This window comes from Actinomyces sp. oral taxon 897, from assembly GCF_002999235.1.
In the GTDB taxonomy this organism is placed as follows: Bacteria; Actinomycetota; Actinomycetes; order Actinomycetales; family Actinomycetaceae; genus Actinomyces.
Map to the genome: position 1 here is coordinate 25,944 of NZ_CP027236.1, position 21,718 is coordinate 47,661.

The 21,718-nt window shown below is 70.5% G+C and carries 18 protein-coding genes; 3 read left to right on the forward strand and 15 right to left on the reverse strand.

What is annotated here, in order from left to right:
- Positions 1-29: 29 nt before the first annotated feature.
- The 5 genes from C3V41_RS00090 to C3V41_RS00110 form a co-directional block, all read right to left on the reverse strand.
- Positions 30-620, reverse strand: coding sequence for a hypothetical protein (locus C3V41_RS00090; protein ID WP_129591430.1), 591 nt, complete (start codon positions 618-620; stop codon positions 30-32).
- Positions 621-1,612: 992 nt separating this feature from the next.
- The gene (locus C3V41_RS12695; RefSeq protein ID WP_129591431.1) at positions 1,613-2,254 is read right to left on the reverse strand and encodes a DUF4853 domain-containing protein; all 642 of its coding nucleotides are present in this window, start codon (positions 2,252-2,254) and stop codon (positions 1,613-1,615) included.
- A 151-nt stretch (positions 2,255-2,405) separates the two neighbouring features.
- Positions 2,406-3,026, reverse strand: coding sequence for a DUF4853 domain-containing protein (locus C3V41_RS12700; protein WP_129591432.1), 621 nt, complete (start codon positions 3,024-3,026; stop codon positions 2,406-2,408).
- Positions 3,023-4,693, reverse strand: coding sequence for an alpha/beta hydrolase (locus tag C3V41_RS00105; RefSeq protein WP_106108582.1), 1,671 nt, complete (start codon positions 4,691-4,693; stop codon positions 3,023-3,025). The genes C3V41_RS12700 and C3V41_RS00105 overlap by 4 nt, the downstream gene beginning before the upstream one ends.
- Before the next feature lie 59 nt (positions 4,694-4,752).
- A complete protein-coding gene (locus C3V41_RS00110) occupies positions 4,753-5,130 on the reverse strand; it encodes a hypothetical protein (RefSeq protein WP_106108583.1) in 378 nt (125 codons plus the stop codon).
- Positions 5,131-5,342: 212 nt separating this feature from the next.
- On the opposite strand from C3V41_RS00110, the gene C3V41_RS00115 reads away from it, so the two are divergent.
- Complete coding sequence (locus tag C3V41_RS00115; protein WP_106108584.1) at positions 5,343-6,206, forward strand: PP2C family protein-serine/threonine phosphatase; 864 nt, start codon at positions 5,343-5,345, stop codon at positions 6,204-6,206.
- Positions 6,206-8,230 (forward strand): FHA domain-containing protein, encoded by a 2,025-nt coding sequence (locus tag C3V41_RS13460; RefSeq protein WP_254423615.1) that lies wholly within the window; start codon positions 6,206-6,208, stop codon positions 8,228-8,230. Before C3V41_RS00115 ends, C3V41_RS13460 begins: the two co-directional genes overlap by 1 nt.
- A 62-nt stretch (positions 8,231-8,292) precedes the next feature.
- Here the strand turns inward: C3V41_RS13460 and C3V41_RS00125 are convergent, their stop codons facing one another.
- The gene (locus tag C3V41_RS00125; RefSeq protein ID WP_129591433.1) at positions 8,293-8,637 is read right to left on the reverse strand and encodes a hypothetical protein; all 345 of its coding nucleotides are present in this window, start codon (positions 8,635-8,637) and stop codon (positions 8,293-8,295) included.
- 305 nt (positions 8,638-8,942) lie between these two features.
- On the opposite strand from C3V41_RS00125, the gene C3V41_RS00130 reads away from it, so the two are divergent.
- On the forward strand, positions 8,943-9,650 hold the full coding sequence (locus tag C3V41_RS00130) for a ribonuclease H family protein (protein WP_106108586.1): 708 nt from the start codon (positions 8,943-8,945) through the stop codon (positions 9,648-9,650).
- Between the two features lie 197 nt (positions 9,651-9,847).
- Here the strand turns inward: C3V41_RS00130 and C3V41_RS00135 are convergent, their stop codons facing one another.
- From C3V41_RS00135 to C3V41_RS00180, 9 genes are all read right to left on the reverse strand, one after another.
- Positions 9,848-10,516, reverse strand: coding sequence for a response regulator transcription factor (locus tag C3V41_RS00135; RefSeq protein ID WP_106108587.1), 669 nt, complete (start codon positions 10,514-10,516; stop codon positions 9,848-9,850).
- Positions 10,513-12,192, reverse strand: coding sequence for a sensor histidine kinase (locus C3V41_RS00140; protein ID WP_106108588.1), 1,680 nt, complete (start codon positions 12,190-12,192; stop codon positions 10,513-10,515). The genes C3V41_RS00135 and C3V41_RS00140 overlap by 4 nt, the downstream gene beginning before the upstream one ends.
- A complete protein-coding gene (locus tag C3V41_RS00145) occupies positions 12,189-12,824 on the reverse strand; it encodes an ABC transporter permease (protein WP_174714732.1) in 636 nt (211 codons plus the stop codon). Before C3V41_RS00145 ends, C3V41_RS00140 begins: the two co-directional genes overlap by 4 nt.
- Positions 12,825-13,018: 194 nt before the next feature.
- Positions 13,019-13,795, reverse strand: coding sequence for an ABC transporter permease (locus C3V41_RS14120; protein ID WP_106108589.1), 777 nt, complete (start codon positions 13,793-13,795; stop codon positions 13,019-13,021).
- On the reverse strand, positions 13,792-14,727 hold the full coding sequence (locus C3V41_RS00155; protein ID WP_106110550.1) for an ABC transporter ATP-binding protein: 936 nt from the start codon (positions 14,725-14,727) through the stop codon (positions 13,792-13,794). Before C3V41_RS00155 ends, C3V41_RS14120 begins: the two co-directional genes overlap by 4 nt.
- 324 nt (positions 14,728-15,051) lie before the next feature.
- On the reverse strand, positions 15,052-16,236 hold the full coding sequence (locus C3V41_RS00160; protein ID WP_106108590.1) for an acetate/propionate family kinase: 1,185 nt from the start codon (positions 16,234-16,236) through the stop codon (positions 15,052-15,054).
- Between the two features lie 338 nt (positions 16,237-16,574).
- A complete protein-coding gene (pta, locus tag C3V41_RS00165; RefSeq protein ID WP_106108591.1) occupies positions 16,575-18,629 on the reverse strand; it encodes a phosphate acetyltransferase in 2,055 nt (684 codons plus the stop codon).
- 309 nt (positions 18,630-18,938) lie between these two features.
- Positions 18,939-20,096 carry an EamA family transporter gene (locus C3V41_RS13470; protein ID WP_254423617.1) on the reverse strand — a complete coding sequence of 386 codons (1,158 nt, stop codon included), beginning with the start codon at positions 20,094-20,096 and terminating at the stop codon, positions 18,939-18,941.
- 317 nt (positions 20,097-20,413) lie between these two features.
- Positions 20,414-21,487: a LacI family DNA-binding transcriptional regulator gene (locus C3V41_RS00180; RefSeq protein WP_106108592.1), complete on the reverse strand. Its 1,074-nt coding sequence runs from the start codon at positions 21,485-21,487 to the stop codon at positions 20,414-20,416.
- Positions 21,488-21,718 lie beyond the last annotated feature (231 nt).

Here is a 21,718-nt window from a genome sequence, read left to right on the forward strand (position 1 = left end):
GTGTGGGTCCTCGCTGTCTTCCGGCCAGGTCATCCAGGGCTGGACGTAAGACCAGGGCGGGGCATGACTGGTGCTGGCGTGGGTTGTGTCCTGGGTGGTGTGGGTGTGTGCGAGGGGTACTGGTAGAGGGGGAGGCTGGCCTCCCACTCCGGTGGGGTGCGAGTAGTGCGCGGGTCGGTCCCGTCGCGGCTGGGGCGGCACCCGGAGATCCCGCTAATGGTCACGCCACCTTTTGCATTGATCATGATGTCAATGTCTCCGCCGTTGATCTTGTCGTGGAAGAAGGCGCCGTCATGGTCGTCGTTGGTAATGGTGTCCAGGCCTATGGTGGGGAACAGGTGCCCGGCCAGCTCCCTGGCCCGCGAGTACTCCACCGGAAGCGCGAAAACAATAGAGGCAGTGTGCAACTCGTAGCCCCCATCCCTACAGGGGTACAGCTTCGAATTCCTGATGAGTGAGACACTCCCGCTGCTGGGGGTGAGCTCTGTCACGAACTCACCCAGCCTGGTCTCCACCACCTCCTGGTAGGCCTGGATACTCTGACGCTCCTTGAACGGGGCAGACCCGTCCCACCAGTTGTCCTCGTCCTCCGTCCTCGCGCACGAGACAGTAGCAACCAAAGCCATCACTATTGCCAGGGACGTCAGACAGGCACGGAGCCGCCTCACTGGTACACCCCTGCCGCGACCTTGGCCATATCCTCAAGAGCCGGGGACATGGCAGGCAGGATGCGGATCACTACTTGGGTGGTGGGTCTGTGGTTCATAGGTGCTGGCCTCGTTCTGAGCGGGAATCCAGGTGCGGGGACTAAGCCGTTGGTCAGCCTGGACTCGATGACGTAATAGGTGCGGACGGCGGTGCTGGCCTGGGTTGTGGCGTGGGTGGCGTGGGTGTGTGTGAAGGGCGTTGGTAGAGGGGGAGGCTGGCCTCCCACTCCGGTGGGGTGCGAGTAGTGCGCGGGTCGGTCCCGTCCCGACTGGGACGGCAACCCGAGACCCCGCTAATGGTCACGCTACCGTCCATGCTTATTATAAGGTCGATATCCCCGCCGTTGGTCTTGTCGTGGAAGAAGGCGCTGTCTTCGTCGTCGCCGGTAATGGTGTCCAGGCCTATAGTGGGAAACAGGCGCCCGGCCAGCTCCCTGGCCCGCGAGTACTCCACCGGAAGCTCAAAAGTAATAGAGGCGGTGTACAACTCATAACCTCCACCTTTGCATGGGCTCAGTTCCGAGGGACTAATAAGTGACGTACCTCCGCTGCTGGGGGCGAGTTCTGCCACGAACTCGCCCAGCCTGGCCTCCACCACCTCCTGGTAGTCCTGGATACTCTGACGCTCCTTGAACGGGGCAGACCCGTCCCACCACAGGTGCCGCTCGTCATCTGACCTCGCGCACGAGACAGTAGCAACCAGGGCCACCACTATTACCAGGGCCGCCAGGCAGCCACGGACCCGCCTCACTGGTACACCCCCGCCGCGACCCTGGCCATATCCTCAAGAGCAGGGGACGCTGTAGGCAGGATTCGGACTACTGTCGGGGTGGTGGTAGGTCTGTGGTTCATAGGTGCTGGCCTCGTTCTGAGCGGGAATCCAGGTGCGCGGACTAAGCTGTTGGTCAGCCTGGAGTCGGTGACACAGCGGGCGTGGTCGGTGTTGCTGGCGTGGGTCCTGCCTTGGGTGGTGTGGGTGTGGTGGTGGGTGGCCTGTAGCGGGGGATGTCCGTCTCCCACTGGGGTCTGGTGCGGGTTGTGCGGGGGTCGGTCCCGTCGCGGCTGGGGCGGCACCCGGAGGTGGCGTAGAGGGCCACGCCCCTGTCCCCGTTCAGTCCGAAGTTCACGAAGCCGCCGTTGGTCTCGTCGTGGAGGAACATGCCGTCCTCGTCGTCGTTGGTGATGGTGGTCAGGCCGACCTCGGCGAACATCTCCTTGGCCAGCGCCTTGGCCCACTCTCCGTCAACCGGCATTTCAAAAGCTACAATAGCAGTGGTCATCTCGTAACCACCTCGACAAGACACGATAATGGAGGGGACTCTGACCACGATCGGGCCGCTGTTGGCCTTTACGAGGGTCACGTACTCGCCCATCCTGGCCTCCACCACCTCCTGGTAGGCCTGGATACTCTGACGCTCCTTGAACGGGGCAGACCCGTCCCACCACAGGTGCCGCTCATCATCGTTACCCGACCTCGCGCACGAGACAGTAGCAACCAAGGCCACCACTATTACCAGGGCCGACAGGCAGCCACGGACCCGCCTCACTGGTACACCCCCACCGCGAACCTGACCATATCCTCAAGAGCCGGGGACGCTGTAGGCAGGATGCGGACCACTACTTGGGTGGTAGGTCTGTGGTTCATAGGTGCTGGCCTCATTCTGAGCGGGAATCCAGGCGCGCGGACTAAGTTGCTGGTCAACTTGGGGTGGGTGACAGGATTGAGGTAGCTGGTGCTGGTGTGTGGGTTGGCTTGGGTGTGTGCCGTGGGTGTGGTGGGAGACTGGTCTCCCACTGGGGCCTGGTGCGGGTGGTGCGGGGGTCGGAGCCGTCCCTGCTGGGGCGGCAACCCGAGACCCCGCCAATGGTTATAGCACCGTCTATACTTACTACGAGGTCGATGTCTCCGCCGTTGATCTTGTCGTGGAAGAAGGCGCCGTCATGGTCGTCGTTGGTAATGGTGTCCAGGCCTATGGTGGGGAACAGGTGCCCGGCCAGCTCCCTGGCACGCGAGTACTCCACCGGAAGGTTAAAAGTAATAGAGGCGGTGTACAACTCGTAACCCCCGCCTTTGCAGGGGCTTAGATTAGAAGTGTGCATGATTACTGCACCACCGCTGCTGGGGGCAAGTTCGGCCACGAACTCGCCCAGTCTGGCCTCCACCACCTCCTGGTAAGCCTGGATACTCTGACGCTCCTTGAACGGGGCGGACCCGTCCCACCACAGGTGCCGCTCATCATCCGACCTCGCGCACGAGACAGTAGCAACCAGGGCCACCACTATTACCAGGGCCGCCAGGCAGCCACGGACCCGCCTCACGAGTACACCCCCGCTGCGACCCTGGCCATATCCTTAAGAGCCTCAGATCCCTCGTTCATGTACGTGCCGTGACGCCCGGTGGGGCTGAGCATCCAGCTGTAACCATCCGGTTCCGGCACGTTACCCGAGATATGGGTGACACCGTCAAGTTCTACTGGGTCAACACCGAAGTCCTCGTCCGTCCCCAGCCCTTGGACAATGTCGTGACTGTCCACCGCCGATACGTAGACGTGCCCCGGAGGCAGGTTGTACTCACGTACATCGTGCACTCCTGAGCCCGGTGACCCGAACAAGACCAGGTCGTCGATCACCCCGGCCCGTACATGGTCGGCGGCGAAGCCCGCCGTGGTCGACCCGTAGGAGTGCCCCAACACCGTCTGATGGGGCTCACTGCCACCCGATACCGCTCGCGAGGCGTTAATACCCTCCGCAAAGGAACTCAGCCTCTCAGCACCGTCCCTCGCCAGGTCGACCTCAGCGACATCCCCCCAACCGGGCTCAAGGAACCCGGGCGGGGCGTCATAACCAAGCCAGGCAATAGTTGCGGAAGTTTCATTCTGAGAATAATATTCCATTTTATCCTTGAGACGCTGAACATTACCCGTGTACTCATCCAGTTTGTCTGCGGGGTTGGTTCCCATGCCGGGCACGAAGGTGGCTACATGATCTGCGGTGTCCACGTCACCAATAGCAACAGCCGCGCGCACCCGCTTAGACCCCGAGGTGTCTAGGACTAGCAGCGAGCGATCTGGATGGACAGTGAGCTGCTCCTGGATCTTCTTGATGTCATTGATTCTTCCTTGGGCGTTCTTGATCTGTTCGTAATACGGGTTGACGGCGTCTTTGGTGTTACTGTACTTAACGCTCCACGCGCTGCTCTTTTTCTCAATATCCTTAAGTTCCTCCTCAACCTTCGCGAGCTCTGTGGGGAGTCGGTTGAGGTTGGCCTGGCTGCGTGAGGCCATGTCGATGCCGTCGAGGTTGCCAATCCACTCGGGGTGCTCGGTGATTATGGCCTGCTTCTCGGCCTGGGTCAGGGACGCCCACCAGAACGCGACCTGGGTGGGCGACCACCCCGCCTGGGGCTGGTTGGGCAGGCCCGGGCTGTGGGTGCCACTGGTCTCTACGCACGTGTAGGTCCCGTTGGTCAGGGCGTCCAGGCGCTTCCCGTAGGCCTCGTCCACCTCCACCGCCCGCGCCAGCGCCTTGGCCACGAGGCTCTTCAGCTCGTTGGCGTCCCTCTCGGTCAGCGCGGCATGACAGGCGTTCCCCGACGGACCGTAGGAGGCGGTCAGATCCCCCATGGTCACCTTTCTCTCAGGGTAGGTCACGCTGCCGTCGGCATTCAGGGTCAGCTCAGGGTGGGTCTGGGCGTACTGGGTGCACTCCAGCACCAGGGTCTGCACGTCACCCACCCCGTCAGCGGCCTCGACCGTGGCCATCATGAGCTCACTGACCTCGTTGACCAGCCGCGTGTGCTTCTTGGTCAGCCCCCGCAGCACCTCCTGGGCCTGAGTCACCGTCAGCCCCCGGGACAGCACCGCCCGCTCCGCCGCCTCAGCGTCCTGACAGGTAGTCAGCAGGGTCGTACGCAGACTACGCAGAGACGACCCCGCACTCGTCAACGCAGACGGATTCCACCTCTGAATATCACTCCACGTTACCATAATCTTTTCCTATCGTCATGAGATCTGAGCGTCTACCGTGTACGTTAATTACGCTCTGATCATTCCAGGCGGGCTCTTAAGGCGAGGAATGCGGCCGCCTGGCGCTCGGCATCCGTCTGGGGACGCTCGCCATCCAGCAGGCCCGCGGACTCCAGGCTTGTCTTGGCCTGCTCCTCGCTGGCCCAGTGGGCGTCCGCAGCGGTCTTGACGTCCGTGCTGAAGTCCTTGTACCGCCTCTTGAGGTCGCGGCGCTGGTCGTCCAGCGTGGTGACCGCGCTGCTGATCTTGCTGCTGGCGCTGGACGAGCCCGGCATGGACGACTCCGCGTTGCCCACGGCGGCAAAGACGCCGTGGGCGTCCGTCACGTCGGCGTACACGGCGTATATGGACGTGGACAGCTTCTCCAGGTCTCCTTCAATGATCTCAAGGTCAGCCATCGGTCTCAGGCCTCCAGGTAGGGATGGGGTGACGGGGACAACTTCGATGTTACTAATGCCACCACCTTCGTGCAAGAGGATGTCGTACCTGCCGCCGCGGAGCGTGGTCCTGGGACCTTCTTCCTACTCTCCCGCAGGTCCGGTCCAACAGACCATGGCAGACTCGTTCCTGGCTGCCGCGCCACACTGACCGCCCGCACCTAGGAGGGGCCATGGACCTGTCACGACTCGGCCCAATACTCCGTACGCGCTGGGGCGCCGCCACGGACACCGGCCCCGTACGCCCCCAAAACGAGGACTGCTGGCTGGCTGAGCCCCCGCTCCACGCCGTCGCCGACGGCATGGGAGGGCACACCGACGGCGCCCTGGCCTCCTCCACCGCCCTGCGCACCCTGGCCGCCGGCCTGCGGCCCGACGTCCTACCAGGTCGTCGCCCTGACCTGGTAGACCTGGACCGTGCTATCGCCGCTGCCGCCGTCGCCGTCGCCGCCCTGGCCACGCCCGAGGCCCCCTGGACCGCCCCCGGCACCACCCTCACCGGCGTGCTTCCCCTGGAGGGTGCGGACAACCCCCACTGGATCGTCTTCAATATCGGGGACTCCCGTACCTACCTGGTGGCCGGCGGCCAGGTCCGCCAGCTCACCCGCGACCACTCCGCCCGCCAGGAGATCCGGGACCACGGTGTCCTGGCCAGCCCCCTGCCACCCACCAACGTGGTCACCCGTGCCCTGGGTGCGGGGATGCGGGGCCTGCCCGAGGCCGACTACGGCAGGGTGCCGTTGTGCGAGCAGGACCAGATCGTCCTATGCTCCGACGGTGTTCACGCCGTCCTCACCCCTCGCCAGCTGGGGCAGGCCGTCATGAAGGCCCCCGACCCGCAGACAGCCGCCAACACCCTGGTGGACCTCGCGATCACCCACGGCACCCGGGACAACGCCACGGCAGTGGTCATCCAGGTGACCGCCGCCAGCGGGGACGAGGACGTACCACGGGCCGCCCACGCGCGTCGGCTCCTTTCCATCCGCCCCGCACCCATGAAGACGGCCCGCAGGCCACAGGAAGAGAGGGGGCACTGATGCTCCAGCTAGGCAGGTACTCCTACCGAGGTAAAGGTGCCGTCCTGGTCACCGGCCCCTGCGGGGCGGCCCTGGTCCCGCTGGCCTGGACCGGCTCCGCCGAGGAGGCCATGACCGGCCGGGTCCAGGTAGGGGTGTGGGCCAGGGACATAGCCTCCGCCCGCGCCGACGCCTTTATCCTGGACCTCGCCGGCCCCCAGGTCATTGTCAGCCTCATCGGGTCGGCCCGCATCAAGGCCGGGCGCCTGGGGCACGCCGAGCCTGAGGAGTGGTCGCCCCCCGTGTGGGGCAAGCCCATCGACCCCGGGGAGTGGGAGTACCTCGACGTCACCCTCGGGGACACCCAGGACGGTGCCTGGCGCCTCCTGGACGACGACGCCGTCCTGGCCGGGCAGGTGCGGGTCGGCCGGCCCCTGCACGAGATGGTCCAGGCCTGGGGCGCCGACCACACCCCGGCGCCGCTGGACGTGCTAGCCGCCCCCCCGGGCGCGTCCCCGGCCGCGGCCGACGCGCCGGGTCAGGGGGCGCCCGTGCCGCCCCTGACCTCCACGCCACCCCTGACCTCCACCCCGCCCGTGCCGGTGGAGGACGCCCAGCCCCTGGCGGGCTCGGTGGGCTCACCGGGCTCCGCGTCCTCGCTCCCGGTCCTCGGCGCCCCCGCGGGGGCCGCGGCGACCATGGCGCCCCCACCGCCCTCGCCCGCGCAGGTGGCCAGCTCCTCCCCGGCGGCCCCGAGCCCCGCCACCATGGTCATGGACTCCACGCTGCTGGCCTCGGCGACCCCCCTGCCCCAGACCACGGTCATAACGGACCTGGGCGCGGCGCTGGAGGCCGACCGGACGGCGCCCCCACCGGCGTCGTCCGCCCCCTCCCCAGCGCCACCCCCGGCGCCCTCCTCACCGGTGCCGGACCAGCCAGCACCCTCCTCACCCCCGGCCGCGCCCTCGCCGGTGGTCGCGCAGGTCGCGATACCGGAACGGGTCTCCATGCTGGAACGCCTCTCGGCCGACCGGGCCGCCGGACTGGGCCGTTTCTCAGCCTCCCGGCGCGGGCGGGCGGCCTCCCGGCGCGCCGCCTCCAGGCACTCCACGCCCTCAGACCCCGCTCCCGCCCCCCAACAGGTGCCGGAGCCCCCAGGTACCGGAGCGGGCACCCCCGCGTCAGGCACCCCGCTGCTGGGCACCCCGGTGCCGGGGCATGCGCTCACGCCGGGGCAGGCCGGAGCGGGGGACCTGGCCGCGCAGCGGTCCGCGGCTCCCGAGCCGGTCCCCGCTCCCGAGGCTCCCGAGCCGCTCCCCGCCGAGCCGGTCCCCACGCAGGCCCCGGCGTCGCCCACCGCCCCCGACCAGGCGGCAGGGTCCGGCGTCCCTGAGCCCGCCCCCCGGCGACGTCGCCGTGGACGCCACCTGTGGGCCCCCAGCGCGGAGGAGCAGGCGGCCGCCTCCCGTCCGGACCCGGTACCGACCCGGGCGGTCCCCTCCGCGACGCCGTTCTCACCAGCCGCCTCGGACAGGACGGCGGCCCCGGGCTCCTTCGCCTTCTCCGAGCAGGCCGGTACCTCCGCGGAGAACCCCGAGCGCTACGAGGCCACCATGACCCCCGCCATGCTCGCCCAGCTGCACGAGACGCAGGGGGACAACGGCGCCACCGTCATGCGCCACACCCCGAACCTGCCGGCCATGCCCACCGGGTTCCTCATCTACGCCGGGTCCGCCCCCATCGAGGTCGTCCGCGACGTCGTCATCGGGCGCGACCCCGACGCGCGGGCGCTCACCGGCCGCCCCCAGGCGACCGTGCTCCGCGTCCCGAGCCCCGCCGTGGAGATCTCACGGTCCCACTGCGCCGTCATGACCACGGCACCCGGTATCTGGTCGCTCATGGACCTCGGCTCGGCCAACGGCACCATCCTGCGTCACCCCGACGGCACCCGGGACGAGGTGCCGCCCATGCTCACCATGGCCCTGTCCGACGGCGACCGGATCGACCTGGGCGAGGGCGTCACCGTGGAGTTCCGCCTCCGCTGAGCCCTGCCCACCGGTGCCGGGCCCACCCGGCGGGGACCAGGGCCCCGCGTCGGGGCCGGTCCTTAGTTTCGCTCCTTCTTGCCCCGGGGCTTGACCAGGTAGGCGGCGGCCACTCCCGGGCCGAGCACCATCGCGGGGTAGCACACGATGAGCAGGACGGGAACGTCCAGGACCAGGAGGAGCAGGAGTATCTCGGAGACCGACGCCACCAGGCAGCAGATCGTCACGTGGATGAGCGCCAGGTGGCGGTCGGGGAGCCCGTTCCGGTTGCGCAGCATGATCAGCCCGGCTGCCGCGATAAAGCCTGCTCGTACCGGCTCCGGGATAACGAAAGCCGCCCACGAACCAACCATGACCTTCACCAAGGCCAGGAAGTACGCGCTGACAATCTGGAAAACGGTCGTCACTATAGCGGTGGTGCAAAAGTGCGGAGAGAACATGGGACCTTCTTTCGGGATGACCACCAGGCACGGTGGGGGAGGTCCGCCTTGGTAGGGGATCGCACCAAGGGCTGTTGTACACCAGGATAACGGCGGGAGACGGGATCGTGGGGATCATTAGCGATAACGGACCGGGGTGTGGCGCGGTCCCGGAGCCCAGCACGCAGCCCAGCATGCAGCCCCGGAGCGCCGGGCCAGTGGCACCACGTGGGTGGAGCCGCCCGGGGCGAGGGCGCAGCCTCGGCGCACCGGGAGCCAGTAGGGTGCGGGGTATGACGATCACTGCTGCGGCGGACGGATCCGCCCTGGGCAACCCCGGGCCCGCCGGATGGGCCTGGTACGTGGACGACTCCTGCTGGGCCGCCGGGGGCTGGCCGGAGTCCACGAACAACCGCGGTGAGCTCACCGCCGTCCTGGAGCTGCTGCGGGCCACGGCGTGTTCCGGCCAGGGGGAGGAGCTCCTCATCCAGTGCGACTCCCAGTACGTCATTAACTCCCTGACCAAGTGGCGTCACGGCTGGAAGAGGCGCGGCTGGCGCAAGGCCGACGGCAGGCCCGTCCTCAACGACGACCTCATGCGTGAGCTCGACGCCGCCCTCACCGGGCGGGCCGTGCGCTTTGAGTGGGTGCGCGGGCACGTGGGCCACCCCATGAACGAGGCCGCCGACTCCCGTGCCCGGGCGGCCGCCACCGCCTACCAGCAGGGTAGGGCCGTGCCCGCCGGGCCGGGGTGGACCCGGGGGCCATCGGGCACAGGGGACCAGGGCGTCGCCCCCTCTGCCTCGGGAGCCAGGACTATTGGGGCGGCCGGTCCTGCTGGTCCCGTTGGGGCCGCCGGTCCTGTCGGTCCCGTTGGGGCCGCCGGTCCTGCCGGGTCCGCCGGGGCTGACGCCGGTCAGGCTGGGGTGGCCGAGGTCGTCCCCGGTGCCACTGCCGCCCGTCGGGCCCGTCTGCGTCAGGAGGGCGGCACCCTGTTTTAAGGGGGCGGGGGCGGCGGGTGTGACGTGGAACTGGATCCGCGCCGGTGGTAGGGGACTGGGCGCGGGCAGGCCGGTCCGCCCGCCAGCGGCTACCTGTCAGCAGGGCCCGTTCTCACGGCGAACAAGTACCGTTCTCGCGGCGAATAAGTACCGTTCTCGCGGCGAACAAGTACCGTTCTCGCGAGGGGTGGGCGCGCTTACCAGGCGTCACGCATGAGGATGACGAGCTGGACCCGGTCGCGCAGGCCGAGCCGGGCCAGGATGCGGGTGACGTTCTTCTTGACCGAGTCCGGAGCGATGACCAGCTGCTGGGCGATCTCGGCGTTTGTCAGCCCCTGGGCCACGAGCTCGGCCACCTCGCGCTCACGCTGGCTCAGGTGCCTCAGGCGCTGGCGCGCCGCCCGCTGGGCCGGGGTGGCCGGGGGCCGCAGCATGTGCCGGTTGAGCAGCTCGCGGGTCACCCGTGGGGTCAGGACGGCGTCCCCTGAGGCCACCGCCCGCAGCGCCTGGTGGAGGTCGGCGGTACGGGTGTCCTTGAGCAGGAAACCCGACGCCCCGGCGGACAGCGCCCCGAAGGCGAACTCGTCCTGGTCGTAGGTGGTCAGCACCAGCGTCCTGACCACGGGGTGGCGGCGGGTGATGACCGCGGTGGCGTCGACCCCGTTGAGGACCGGCATGCGTACGTCCATGAGGACCACGTCCGGCAGCGCCTGGCGGGCCCTGGCGCGGGCCTCTAGCTGGTCGACGGCGTCCTGGCCGTTGACGGCCTGCGCGACCACACGCAGGTCCCCGGCCCGGTTGATCATGAGCGCCAGGCCCATCCGGGCGGCCTTCTGGTCGTCGACGACCATGACGGTGACGCTCATACGTCCTCCTGGTGGCTGACCGGGGCGGGGCCGGTGCGTGCCGGTGGCCGCGCCCTCCAGCGGGGGATGAGCGGCTGCGGTGGGCCAGGCAGGTGCCCGTGGACCGACCGCGTCTCCCATCGGGGGACGACCGCCTGCAGCCTCCAGCCGTCCGGTACGGGCCCGGCGCTCAGGGTACCCCCGTGCTCGGCGACGAGGGCGCGCAGGTGCGCCAGGCCGTGCCCGGTGCCGGTGGCCGCCGCAGGGGCTCCCGGTCCTGTACCCTGCCCGACGCCTGACGCCGGTTCGCGGGGGAGGCCCACCCCCGGTCCCTGGGGGGCCGGGGTGAGCCACCTGGTGCCCTCGCCCGCCCTCGCACCGTCCTGCGCCCCGGGTGCGGCCGGGTGAGCACGGGCCGTACCGTCCTCGTCCCCTGTCCCCTTCCCATCTAGCACGTCCGCCCCCGGAGCGCCTCCGGCCGGGCAGCCGTCGTCGGACACGGTGAGCACGGTGGCCTGCGGGCCGTGGTCCAGGGCCAGGACCACCCTGGTGGCGCCGGTGGCGTGACGCATGACATTGGTCAGGGCCTCGCGTGAGAGCGTGAAGACGAGCCCGCCGAGCCCGGGGTCCTCCGGACGCCGTCCGGTCTCGGCCAGGAGGACGCTCAGGCCGGTGCCGCGCACGGTGGTCAGCAGGGTGTCTATCCGCCCCCACCCGCGCGGGTCGGCGACCTCCTCACCGGGTGCCTCCTCCCGGGCGGTGGGGGCGGGCATCCCACCGCCGAGGCCGGGCCCCGCTTTGTGCGGCACCCCGCCACCGGGTACTCCTCCACCAGCCCGCCCCCACCGGCCTGCCCCGGGGGCGGGCTGGCGGGGGACGCCGTCGGGCGCTCCGCCACCGCCGTCGCACCCCGGGGGCGGTGCCAGGGAGGCGACCGCACTGCGGGTGTCTGCCAGGCCCTCACGGGCCAGTGAGTTGATCATGTCGACGGCCTCGTTGACCATGGCGTCGTCGCTGGCGTCACGCAGCCCCTCGGACAGGGCGATAATCGCGGTGAGCGCGTGCCCCACCGAGTCGTGGAGCTCGCCGGCCACGCGCGCCTGGCGGCGGGCGGTGTCGCGCTGGGCGGCCAGGCGGTGCCCGGCGGCCTGGGCGGCCAGGCGGGCGTCGGACAGCTCTAGGGCCCGTCGGCGGGAGCGCAGGAGCAGGGCCACTGCGGCCACCACCACCAGGATGAGGCACTTGGAGAGGATCCTCGTCTGGAGGAGCGGCAGGTCGGAGTCAACCAGGGGGTCGGGCCCGCAGGCGCCGAGCACGGCGAGCCCGAGCCCGACCACCCGCTGGAGCGTGCCTGACAGGGAGACCAGGGCGTACACCGAGACCAGGAGCGGGGCGAACATGCCGGCCTGCAGGCCCGGCGGACCCGTGACCGCCATGGCGACGGAGGTCAGGGCCGTCACGGCCAGCGGCCACCGACGTCGTGCCACCAGGCTGAGGACAATGAGCACGTTGACCGCCACCCACAGGCCGGTACCACCTGGTAGGGAGGGCTGGAGGAACCGCAGCCGCAGCCAGATGACCAGCTGGTAGAGGCCCACCGCACCCGCTCCGATCAACAGGCCGTCAGTGGAGGTGTGCCAGGCGGCACTGACCTGGTCGAAGAAGGTGCGGTGGGCCGACGGCGGGTCAGCCGTCACGACCTGCGCCTGACGCCGGCGCGCAGGGCCAGGGCCAGGATCCCCACCCAGGCCAGGCAGACGACGCTGGCGGTGAGCACGGAGCCCGGGGAGGCGATGTCACGGGGGGAGTAGCTGGAGCAGGCCAGGGTCAGCAGCCCCATCGGGTCGATGGCGGCCAGGGCGGGTGCGGCCAGGCTCAGCGCCAGGCCGGTGACGGTGATGAGGAACACCGTGGTCATCATAGCGGCGAAGGACTCCAGGACCACGCCCAGCCACATGACCAGGACCTCGATAGCCCACACCGCCAGGGTGACCGGCACGACCCGGGGCAGGTAGCGGGCCAGGTCGGCGGCGTCGAAACCCAGGAGCAGGCCCGTTGCCGTGATCTCACCGACCAGGATGAGGGCGGTGAACAGGGCTGCCTGGAGGGCGTGGAGCAGCTTGCCGACCACCATGACGCCCTCCAGACGGTTGGCGGCCATCCGCTGCCAGTTGCGCCCCGCGTGCTCCCCGGAGGCCGCCTGGGCGGTGAAGGCGGCCACGGCCAGGGGCAGGAACAGCATGGACAGCATGAGCGTGGACTGGGCCCACACGACCTCCCAGGTCGCCTCCTGGGCCTCGAACGCGTCCTGGTAGTCGCGGTACTGCATGTAGCCTATGAGCGCTCCCAGTGAGCACAGGACAACGGTAAGTGGCCAGTACCACCTGTTAGGTGCCTTACGCCTCTCCCAGTACCAGGCGGCACGTACGGAGGGCCTTCGGGCCGCGGCGGGGCCGCCTGGGCGGGGTGCGGGCCCTGCGGCGCTCCTGGCGGTGGGGTACGCGGTAGTCGAGGTGACGGCGCTCATCGGCGGTTCTCCTTGCGGGCGACGGCGAGGTAGGCGACGGCGGTCCAGGCAGCGGCGGCGAGCAGCGCCAGGGAGGCGGTCAGCCAGGGGTGGGGGGACATGGCCATGTCCCCGGTCAGGGGGAACGTGGTCTGGGAGGCCAGGGTGTCAACAGGGTCTGCCGCGGCGCCCAGCCCCCAGGGCGTGAACCAGCCCAGGTACCCCAGGTGCAGGTAGGGCAGGGCGGAGCAGGTCAGCCCGCCTAGGCAGGCGGCCACCACTCCCACCGCCTGCCTGCTCACGCAGGTGGACAGGGCGATCTGCGTGGCCGGGACGGCGATAGCCGAGCCCAGCAGGAGGAGGACGATCGGCCCCAGGGAGGCGTGGTAGGACGGTGTCACCGACAGGCCCATGACCGAGGCGTTCACGACGGCGAACCCGATGACGGCCCCCTCCGCCAGCACCACGGTCAGGCCGACCACCACCAGCTTGCCCCAGAACCGGGTGGTGGCGTGCTGCCCCAGGGCGGTCATCATCTGCCCCATCCGCGCCTCGGTGTCCACCGTCACCAGGCGTGAGGCCAGGATGGCCACCACGACGGGCCCGAACAGGGTAATGAGCTGGAACGCCTCGTGGAGGTTCATGACGGCGACCTTGGCGGAGTCGGGCCCCCTGCCGGCCCTGGTGGCCGCCAGCCCCGAGGACCACAGGACCAGGAGCACGCTGGCGCCCGCGGCCATGAGCCAGTAGTGCTTGCGCCGGATCTTGCGCACCTCCAGGAGCAGCGTGCTCATCGTGCCCTCCCTCCGACACCCGGGACGGTGCGGGCGTGAGCCGCGTGGGTGGGCTCGGTGAGCTCCAGGAAGGCCTGCTCCAGGGTCCTGCGCACGGTCTGGACCCGGTAGACGGTGGTGCCGCTGGTGACGATGCAGGTGATCAGGTGGCCCACGACGTCGTCGGGCAGCATGGGGGTGCGCACGACGCCATGGGCCACCTGGTGCCGGATGCCCTGGGAGGCCAGCAGGGCGTGGACGGCGTCGGGGTCGGAGACGGTGATGTCGATGACGCCCTCCTCCTGGAGCCCGGACAGCGGACCCTGGTAGCACAGGCGCCCGGCGCAGATAATGCCGACCGTGTCCGCCATCTGCTCGATCTCGGACAGGATGTGGGAGGAGACGATGACGGTCACCCCCTCCTGGCGGGCCAGGTCCATGACGAGGTGGCGGATCTCGGCCACCCCGGCGGGGTCCAGGCCGTTGGTCGGCTCGTCAAGGAGCATGAGCGGGGGGTCGGCCAGGAGCGCCATGGCCAGGCCCAGGCGCTGCTTCATGCCCAGGGAGTACTGCCTGACGAGCTTGGAGCCCTGGTCGGCCAGGTCCACCGTGGCCAGGGCGTGGCCCACCCGTGAGGCGGGCAGGGACAGGTAGGAGGCGACCATGGCCAGGTTCTCCCTGCCCGTCAGGCTGGGGTAGTAGGAGGGGCCCTCAATGAGGGAGCCGATGGTCCCTGGTGCCAGCGGGGTGCGCGGGCCCACCGGGTGGCCTAGGACGCTCATGGTCCCCGAGGTCGGCCGGGTCAGTCCCAGCAGCAGCTTCATGGTGGTGGACTTGCCGGCGCCGTTGGGCCCCAGGAAGCCGTAGATCCCACCGGCGGGGACCCTCAGGCTCACGGCGTCCACGGCGTTGACGCCGTTGTAGGTCTTGGTCAGCGCGTCGGTGGCCACCACCAGGTCGTCCACCGGGGCTGGGGAGGCGCCGGGTGCTGGGAAGGTGCCGGGTACTGGGAAGACGCTGGGTGCTGGGGAGGCGCCGCGGCTCCGGGCTGGGGCGGGGCCGCCGACCGCACCGGTCGGCCGGATCCAGGTCGGCGGTGCGGACGGGGCGGGCCTGGACGGCGGGGCTTGTCGGTTAGCTGGTGAGGTGGTCAGTGTGATGCCCATGTCCCTATGCAAGCCCCCGGGTGGTGGCGCCCGCGCCCCCGTGGCCCGGTCTGTCCCCCGTGGGGGACAGACCCGGCCGCTCCTGTCACCCGTGGGTGACAGCCCGGTGGCTCAGACGAGGGTCATGGCCTGGCGGGCGATCTCCAGCTCCTCGTTGGTCGGGTAGACCGTCACCACGATCGAGGACTCGGGCGTGGAGATGGTGCTGGGCCCCTCCACGCGGGTGGCGTTGCGCTCCTCGTCGATCCGCACCCCCAGGTAGGCCAGGCGGTGGCACAGCTCGGCGCGCACCCGTGCGTCGTTCTCCCCGATTCCGGCGGTGAAGGTCAGCGCGTCCAGGCCCCCCATGACCGCGGTGTAGGCGCCCACGTACTTGACCAGGCGGTGGACGTAGACGTCGATGGCGTCGCGGGCGTCCTGGTCCCCGGCGTCAATGAGCTTCCACACCTCGCGCATGTCCTGCTGGCCGGTCAGGCCCTTCATACCGGACTCCCGGTTGAACAGGTGGTCGATCTCGTCAATGGACATGCCGGCCACGCGCACCAGGTGGAACACGGCCGCGGGGTCGATGTCCCCGGTGCGCCCGCCCATGACCAGGCCCTCCAGGGGGGTCAGGCCCATGGAGGTCTCCACGGCGTGACCGTCCACGACGGCGGACACCGAGGCTCCGTTGCCCAGGTGCAGCACGATCTGCTTGAGGTCCTCGCGCCCCAGACGCCGGGCGATCTCCTTGGAGACGAACTGGTGGGAGGTGCCGTGCGCGCCGTAGCGGCGGATGGAGTAGCGGTCCGCCACCTCACGGTTGAGGCCGTAGCGGGCCGCCTCCTCGGGCAGGTCCTGGAAGAAGGCCGTGTCGAAGACGGCCACCTGCGGCAGGTCGGGCATGAGCCTGCGGGCCACCGCGATGCCCTTGAGGTGGGCGGGGTTGTGCAGCGGCCCCAGGGGCACCAGCTGCTCAATGAGCTCCACCACCGAGTCGTCAATGAGGGCCGGGCCCGAGAAGTGGCTCCCGCCCTGGACCACCCGGTGGCCCACCGCCACCACGTTGGCCTCCTTGAGGCTGGGGCCCTCCTGGTCGAACAGCCGCAGGACCTCGGCCAGGCCGAAGCCGTGGTCGGGCACGGGCTCGTCAATGACGGTCCTGGCCCCGTCGTGCTTGTGGATGATGGCGCCCACGGCGTCGCCAATACGCTCCACCAGCCCCGAGGCCAGGGAGTCCCCGGAGTCGGGGTCAATGAGCTGGTACTTAATGGAGGAGGATCCGGAGTTAATGACGAGGACGGTCCGGGTGGACATGCAAGGGCCTTTCGTGGCTTGAACGGTGTCTTGGAGGAGCGGACCCCGGGCGGGCCGGGCGCCCGGAGGGCGACCAGCACGGGGTTCGTGCCGAGGGGACGGGCCGGGCGCCCGGGAGGGCGGTGGCGCGACGTCCCAGTCGGGTGCCCCGGGCGTCCCGGGTGGGAGCCCCGGGGCTGCTTGGTGGTGTCCCGGTTCTGGACGCCCCGGGGCCAACTTCTGCGGCGCCGAGCCGAGCCGGACAGAAAGCCCGGTCCCGGGCGCCCGGGAGCCAGCGGGTGGCGGTGCGGGAACCGGCGGGTGCCCGCTGGCCAGCTGGGTGCCCCGGGGCCGGGGTCTCAGCCCTGGGCCTGGACGGCGGTAATGGCGACGGTGTTGATAATGTCCTCCACCAGGGCGCCGCGGGAGAGGTCGTTGACCGGCTTGTTCAGGCCCTGGAGGACCGGGCCGATGGCGATCGCGCCGGACGAGCGCTGCACCGCCTTGTAGCCGATGTTGCCGGACGACAGGTCCGGGAAGATAAAGACGTTGGCCCGCCCGGCCACCGCCGAGCCGGGGGCCTTCTTGGCGGCCACGGTGGGGTCGATGGCGGCGTCGTACTGGATGGGGCCCTCCACGGCCAGGTCAGGGGCCTTGGCGCGCACCAGCTCGGTGGCCTCACGCACCTTGTCCACGTCCGCGCCCTTGCCCGAGGTGCCCGTGGAGAAGGACAGCATGGCCACCCGGGGCTCGACCCCGAACTGGCGGGCGGTGGCCGCGCTGGAGATGGCGATGTCGGCGAGCTGCTCGGCCGTGGGGTCGGGGTTGACGGCGCAGTCGCCGTAGACCAGGACCCGGTCCTCCAGGAGCATGAGGAAGACCGAGGAGACGATGGAGGTGCCGGGCCTGGTCTTAATGATCTGGAAGGAGGGCACGATCGTGTGGGCGGTGGTGTGGGCCGCCCCGGAGACCATGCCGTCGGCGTCGCCCATGTGCACCATCATGGTGCCGAAGTAGGACACGTCCTGGATCTTCTCGCGGGCCTGCTCCAGGGTGACACCCTTCTTGGCCCGCAGGCGCGCGAACTCCTCGGCGTACTTCTCACCCAGCTCGGGGTCGGAGGTGGACACCACGCGGGCGGCGGAGATGTCCAGCCCCAGCTCGGCGGCGCGGGCGCGCACCGCGGTCTCCTCGCCCAGCAGGACGATGTCGGCGATACCCCGGCGGACGATGGCGTCGGCGGCCCGCAGGATCCTGTCGTCGTCGGGCTCAGGCAGGACGATGGTCCTACGATCGGATCGTGCGCGCTCCACCAGCTCGGCCTGGAACATAATGGGGGTGACCACCTCGCTGGGCTCCACCTCCAGGGTGGCCAGGAGGGCGTCCACGTCGGCCTCCTTCTCGAAGGTCGTAATGGCCACGTCCAGCTTGCGCTCCGAGCCGTAGGCCAGCTCCCCGGTGAGCTTGCCAGCCGCCGACGCCGCCTCGAAGGTGTCGTAGGGGGAGGTGATGACCGGCAGGGGTTGGTGGAGCCCCTCCAGGAGGCGGCGGGCGTAGGGGGCCACGCTGAAGCCGCCGTTGAGGACCAGGCCCGCCAGGCTGGGGAAGCCGGTGGAGGCCTGGGCCGCCGCCAGGGAGATGAGGACGGCGGAGCGGTCCGCCGGGACAATGACCAGCTGGCTCTCGGCCAGGCGCTCCAGGACGTGGGAGACGTCCATGGCGGCCACGAGCACGGACTCGGCTTCGCGCTCCAGCAGGGCGGGGTCGCCCACAATGAGGGTGCCGTCCAGGTGGTCCATGACCTCACGCACCGAGGGGGCGGACAGCAGCGGCACCTCCGGCAGGGTGGTGACGGCGACGTCGTCCAGGCCGCCCAGGGTGCGGGCGACGGCGTCGCGGGTGGCCGGGAGGCACTTGTTGGCGACCACCGCCACGGTGCGGGCGTGCTCGGTGGCGATCTCGGCCATGGAGACCTCCACCGAGGAGCGGACCTCCTCGGGGGCCGCGGCGCCGGAGACCACCAGGAGGACCGGGACGCCGAGGTTGGCGGCCACGCGCGCGTTGAGCGCCAGCTCAGGGTTGCCGGCGACGTCGGTGAAGTCCGAGCCGTCGATAATGACGACGTCGTGCTCACGGGCTACCGCCCGGTAGGCGGACACGATCGCGGCCAGGGACTCCTCGGGGTCGGCGTGGTACTCGTCCCAGGTGGTGCCGATGGCGGCGCTGGTGGGCGTGGCGGAGCCCGAGCGGGCCAGGAGGAGGTCGAGGAAGGGGTCGGCCTGACGGCTGGTCACGAAGGGGCGGAAGACACCGACCTTCGCGACGACCTTCGTCAGGGTGGAGACCAGGCCCAGGGCCACGGTGGACTTGCCGGTCCCTGCGGCAGGGGAGGCGATGTAGATGCTTCGCGCCACTTTGCGTCCTTCTCGCTTGTCTTGTGCACGGGGGCTTCCCGAGTGGTCCGGTGCGTCCGACCAGGGCGTGCCCGGAGGGGACGGTCACCGGGCACGATTGTGCCCCCTGCGAGCCGGGCGTGTGACCAAAGGCCCCCATCAGATGGGGTCCGGGCGTGTGGGAACCGGCACAAGGTGGTCAGCGGCCGGGTCTGACGGGCTGGGCGCCCGGCATTGGAATCACGCCATCGGCCTGGGTCCGCTCCCGGAATGAATGTGCAACTGGCCCCGCACGGGTGCCGGTGGGTGCCCGCCGGTGGCACGGGCCGGTCACAGGAGGAGGACCAGGGTCCCGGCGGTCAGCAGCACCAGGCCCGCCCCGGTGCGCCGGTCGGCCCGCTCGCGCAGCCACAGTGCTGAGAAGGCGGCCGTGACCAGCACCGAGAGCTTGTCGATGGGGACGACGACACTGGCCGGCCCGGCCTGGAGGGCCCGGTAGAAGCACAGCCAGGACGCGCCGGTGGCCAGGCCCGAGGCGGCCAGGAAGACCCAGGAGCGGGACGTGAGCGTCGGGATCTGGCGTGTCGAGCCCGTGGCCAGGACGATGCCCCAGGCCAGGACCAGGACCACCAGGGTGCGTATGGCCGTGCCCAGGGTGGGGTCCACGCCCTCGATCCCCACCTTGGCCAGGATCGAGGTCAGGGCCGAGAACACCGCGGAGGCCACGGCCCAGGGCAGCCAGTGGGCGTGCCAGGCCAGCGGGGACCACCAGCCCCGGGAGCGCCCCGGAGCCGTCCCGGACGTCTCGAGGGCTGCCCCTGGCGTCTTGGGGGTCGCCCCTGACGCCCCAGGATTCGCCTCTCGGCCGGGGACGGCGTGGGCAGCCTGGGCCACTGTGCCCCGGTCTGCGGAGCCCGCCCGCCCCGGGGACACCGGGCCGGGGGCGCCCGTCCCCGCCAGCTCACCGCCCGCCCGTCCTGCGTCCGTCAGGCCATCCTCGCCGCGCGGGTTCCCGCTGTCCGCCGCTGGCCCGCTGTCCGCCGCCTGACCGCTGTCCGCCGGTTGACCGCCCGCCGGCTGGATCATGAGCCAGGTGCCCAGGGCCATGAGCACCATCCCGACCCCCTTGGCGGCGTCCAGCGGCTCGTGCAGGAGCAGGGCGGCACCCAGTATGGTCAGGATCGTGGAGGACTTGTCCACCGGGGTCACGCGGATGACGTCACCCAGGGCGATCGCCCGGAAGCCGGTCAGCCAGGCGGCGCCGGTAGCCAGCCCGGAGGCGACCAGGAAGACCCAGGTGCGGGTGGACAGGGACGACATGCTCCCGGCTGTGCCCTGGAGCGCGACCACGAGCCACGCCAGGACGGCGACGACCACCGTGCGCAGGGCCGTGGCCAGGTGGGAGCTGACCCCCTCGATCCCGATCTTGGCCAGGACCGCGGTCAGTCCCGCGAAGAGAGCCGATCCGCAGGCAAGAAGGATCCACATGGTCCTGACGCTACGCCTCAGGTCCTATGGTAAGCCTGTGTGAGGTTGCTCATATTTTGTCTGGTACCCTGTCCGCTCCTGGCCCGTCCGGCCGGGCGGGGTGGGGGCGGGGACTGGCTCGACGTGGAGGGCGGTACCGGGGCGCCACTCACGCGGGCGGGGTGGGGACAGAATCGGCACCAGTGGGTGGGGGGGGCGAGACCGGGACGCGGAGATGACCTCCCAGTGGTGCAAACCGGCACCAGTGGGTGGGGGGCGAGAGAGCCCTGAGCGTGCCAGGGCCCGGTACCAGTGGGTGCGGGGGCCATTGGCGCCGCTCACGCGGGTGGGGTGGAGGCGGGTGGCCCGGTCGGCGCGGTGGTCCTGCGCAGGACCAGGCGTCCGGGCAGGACCCGCTCGTGGGGGACGCCCCCGCTCTCCAACGCGGCCAGGGCGGCCTGCACAATACCGACGGCGTCCTGGTGGACGGTGGTCAGGCCCAGCGCGCCCGCCGGGGAGTGCCCGGCCTTGGCGTCGTCGAAGCCCGTCAGACCGACGTCCTGGGGGACCCGCAGGTCGGCGGCCCGCAGGACGTGCAGGATCCCCAGGGCCAGGGCGTCGTTGGCACCGACCACGGCAGTGGGCCGGCGCAGGCCCCCCGACGTCGACCCCAGGGCCAGGAGCACGTCGGCCCCCGCCCGCACGCCGTCGGACTCGTCATAGCCCCCGACACTGACCTCGGTGACCTCCAGGCCCAGGGCGGCGGCCTCCTCGGCGGCGGCCCCCGCCCGCACGTCCCCGCTGCGTCGTCCGACCACCCGCGTCACCACCAGGTGACGGTAGCCCTGGCCCGCCAGGTGGCGGACGACCTGGCGCATGGCGGAGGCGTCGTCGGTGTGGACCGAGAAGACCCGCCCCTCCAGGGCCGTGGGCGCGTAGGCCCCTACCACCGCGCAGGGAACCTGGGCCAGCAGGGACACCGCCTCGGCGTCAGGGGCGGCGGAGGAGATGAGCAGGATGCCGCGCACGCGCTGGCGGGTCAGGGTGTGTACCGCCCGTGACAGGGGCACGGTGGCCGATGACATGGTCAGCACCAGATCCAGGCCCCGGCGGGCCGCCGCGTCGTGGGCGGCGTCCAGCACGCAGGCCGTGAAGGCGTCGTGGCCCTCGAAGATGACGCCAATGAGGGCGGTCGTGCCCGCCCGCAGGCGCCGGGCGTTGAGGTCGGGGGTGTAGCCGAGCTCGGCGGCCGCGGCCAGGACGCGCTCGCGGGTGGTCGGGGAGGCCCCGGGCTTGCCGTTGAGGACGATGGAGACCAGGGCGCGGGAGACGCCAGCGCGACGAGCGACGTCGATCATGCGGGGCGGGCGGTGCTCTCGCGGGACCGTGAGCCTGTGCAGGGGCGGTGGCATGTGGCGATTCTCCCACGCGCCTCGTCGCCGGTTGTCGTGGGTACCCGGCAGCAGCCGTGAGGGGCCTGGTGCGGACCCGGCCTGGGCGCCGGACCTACCCAGGTACGGCACTGTCAGGTCTCCCGCCCCGGGGAGGTGGACCCGCCCAGGTACGGCGCTGCCCGCCTACCCGGTGGCGGGCGACGCCCCGGTCCCAGGTGTGGCGCTGCCAGGTTTTCCGTCCCGGGAGGC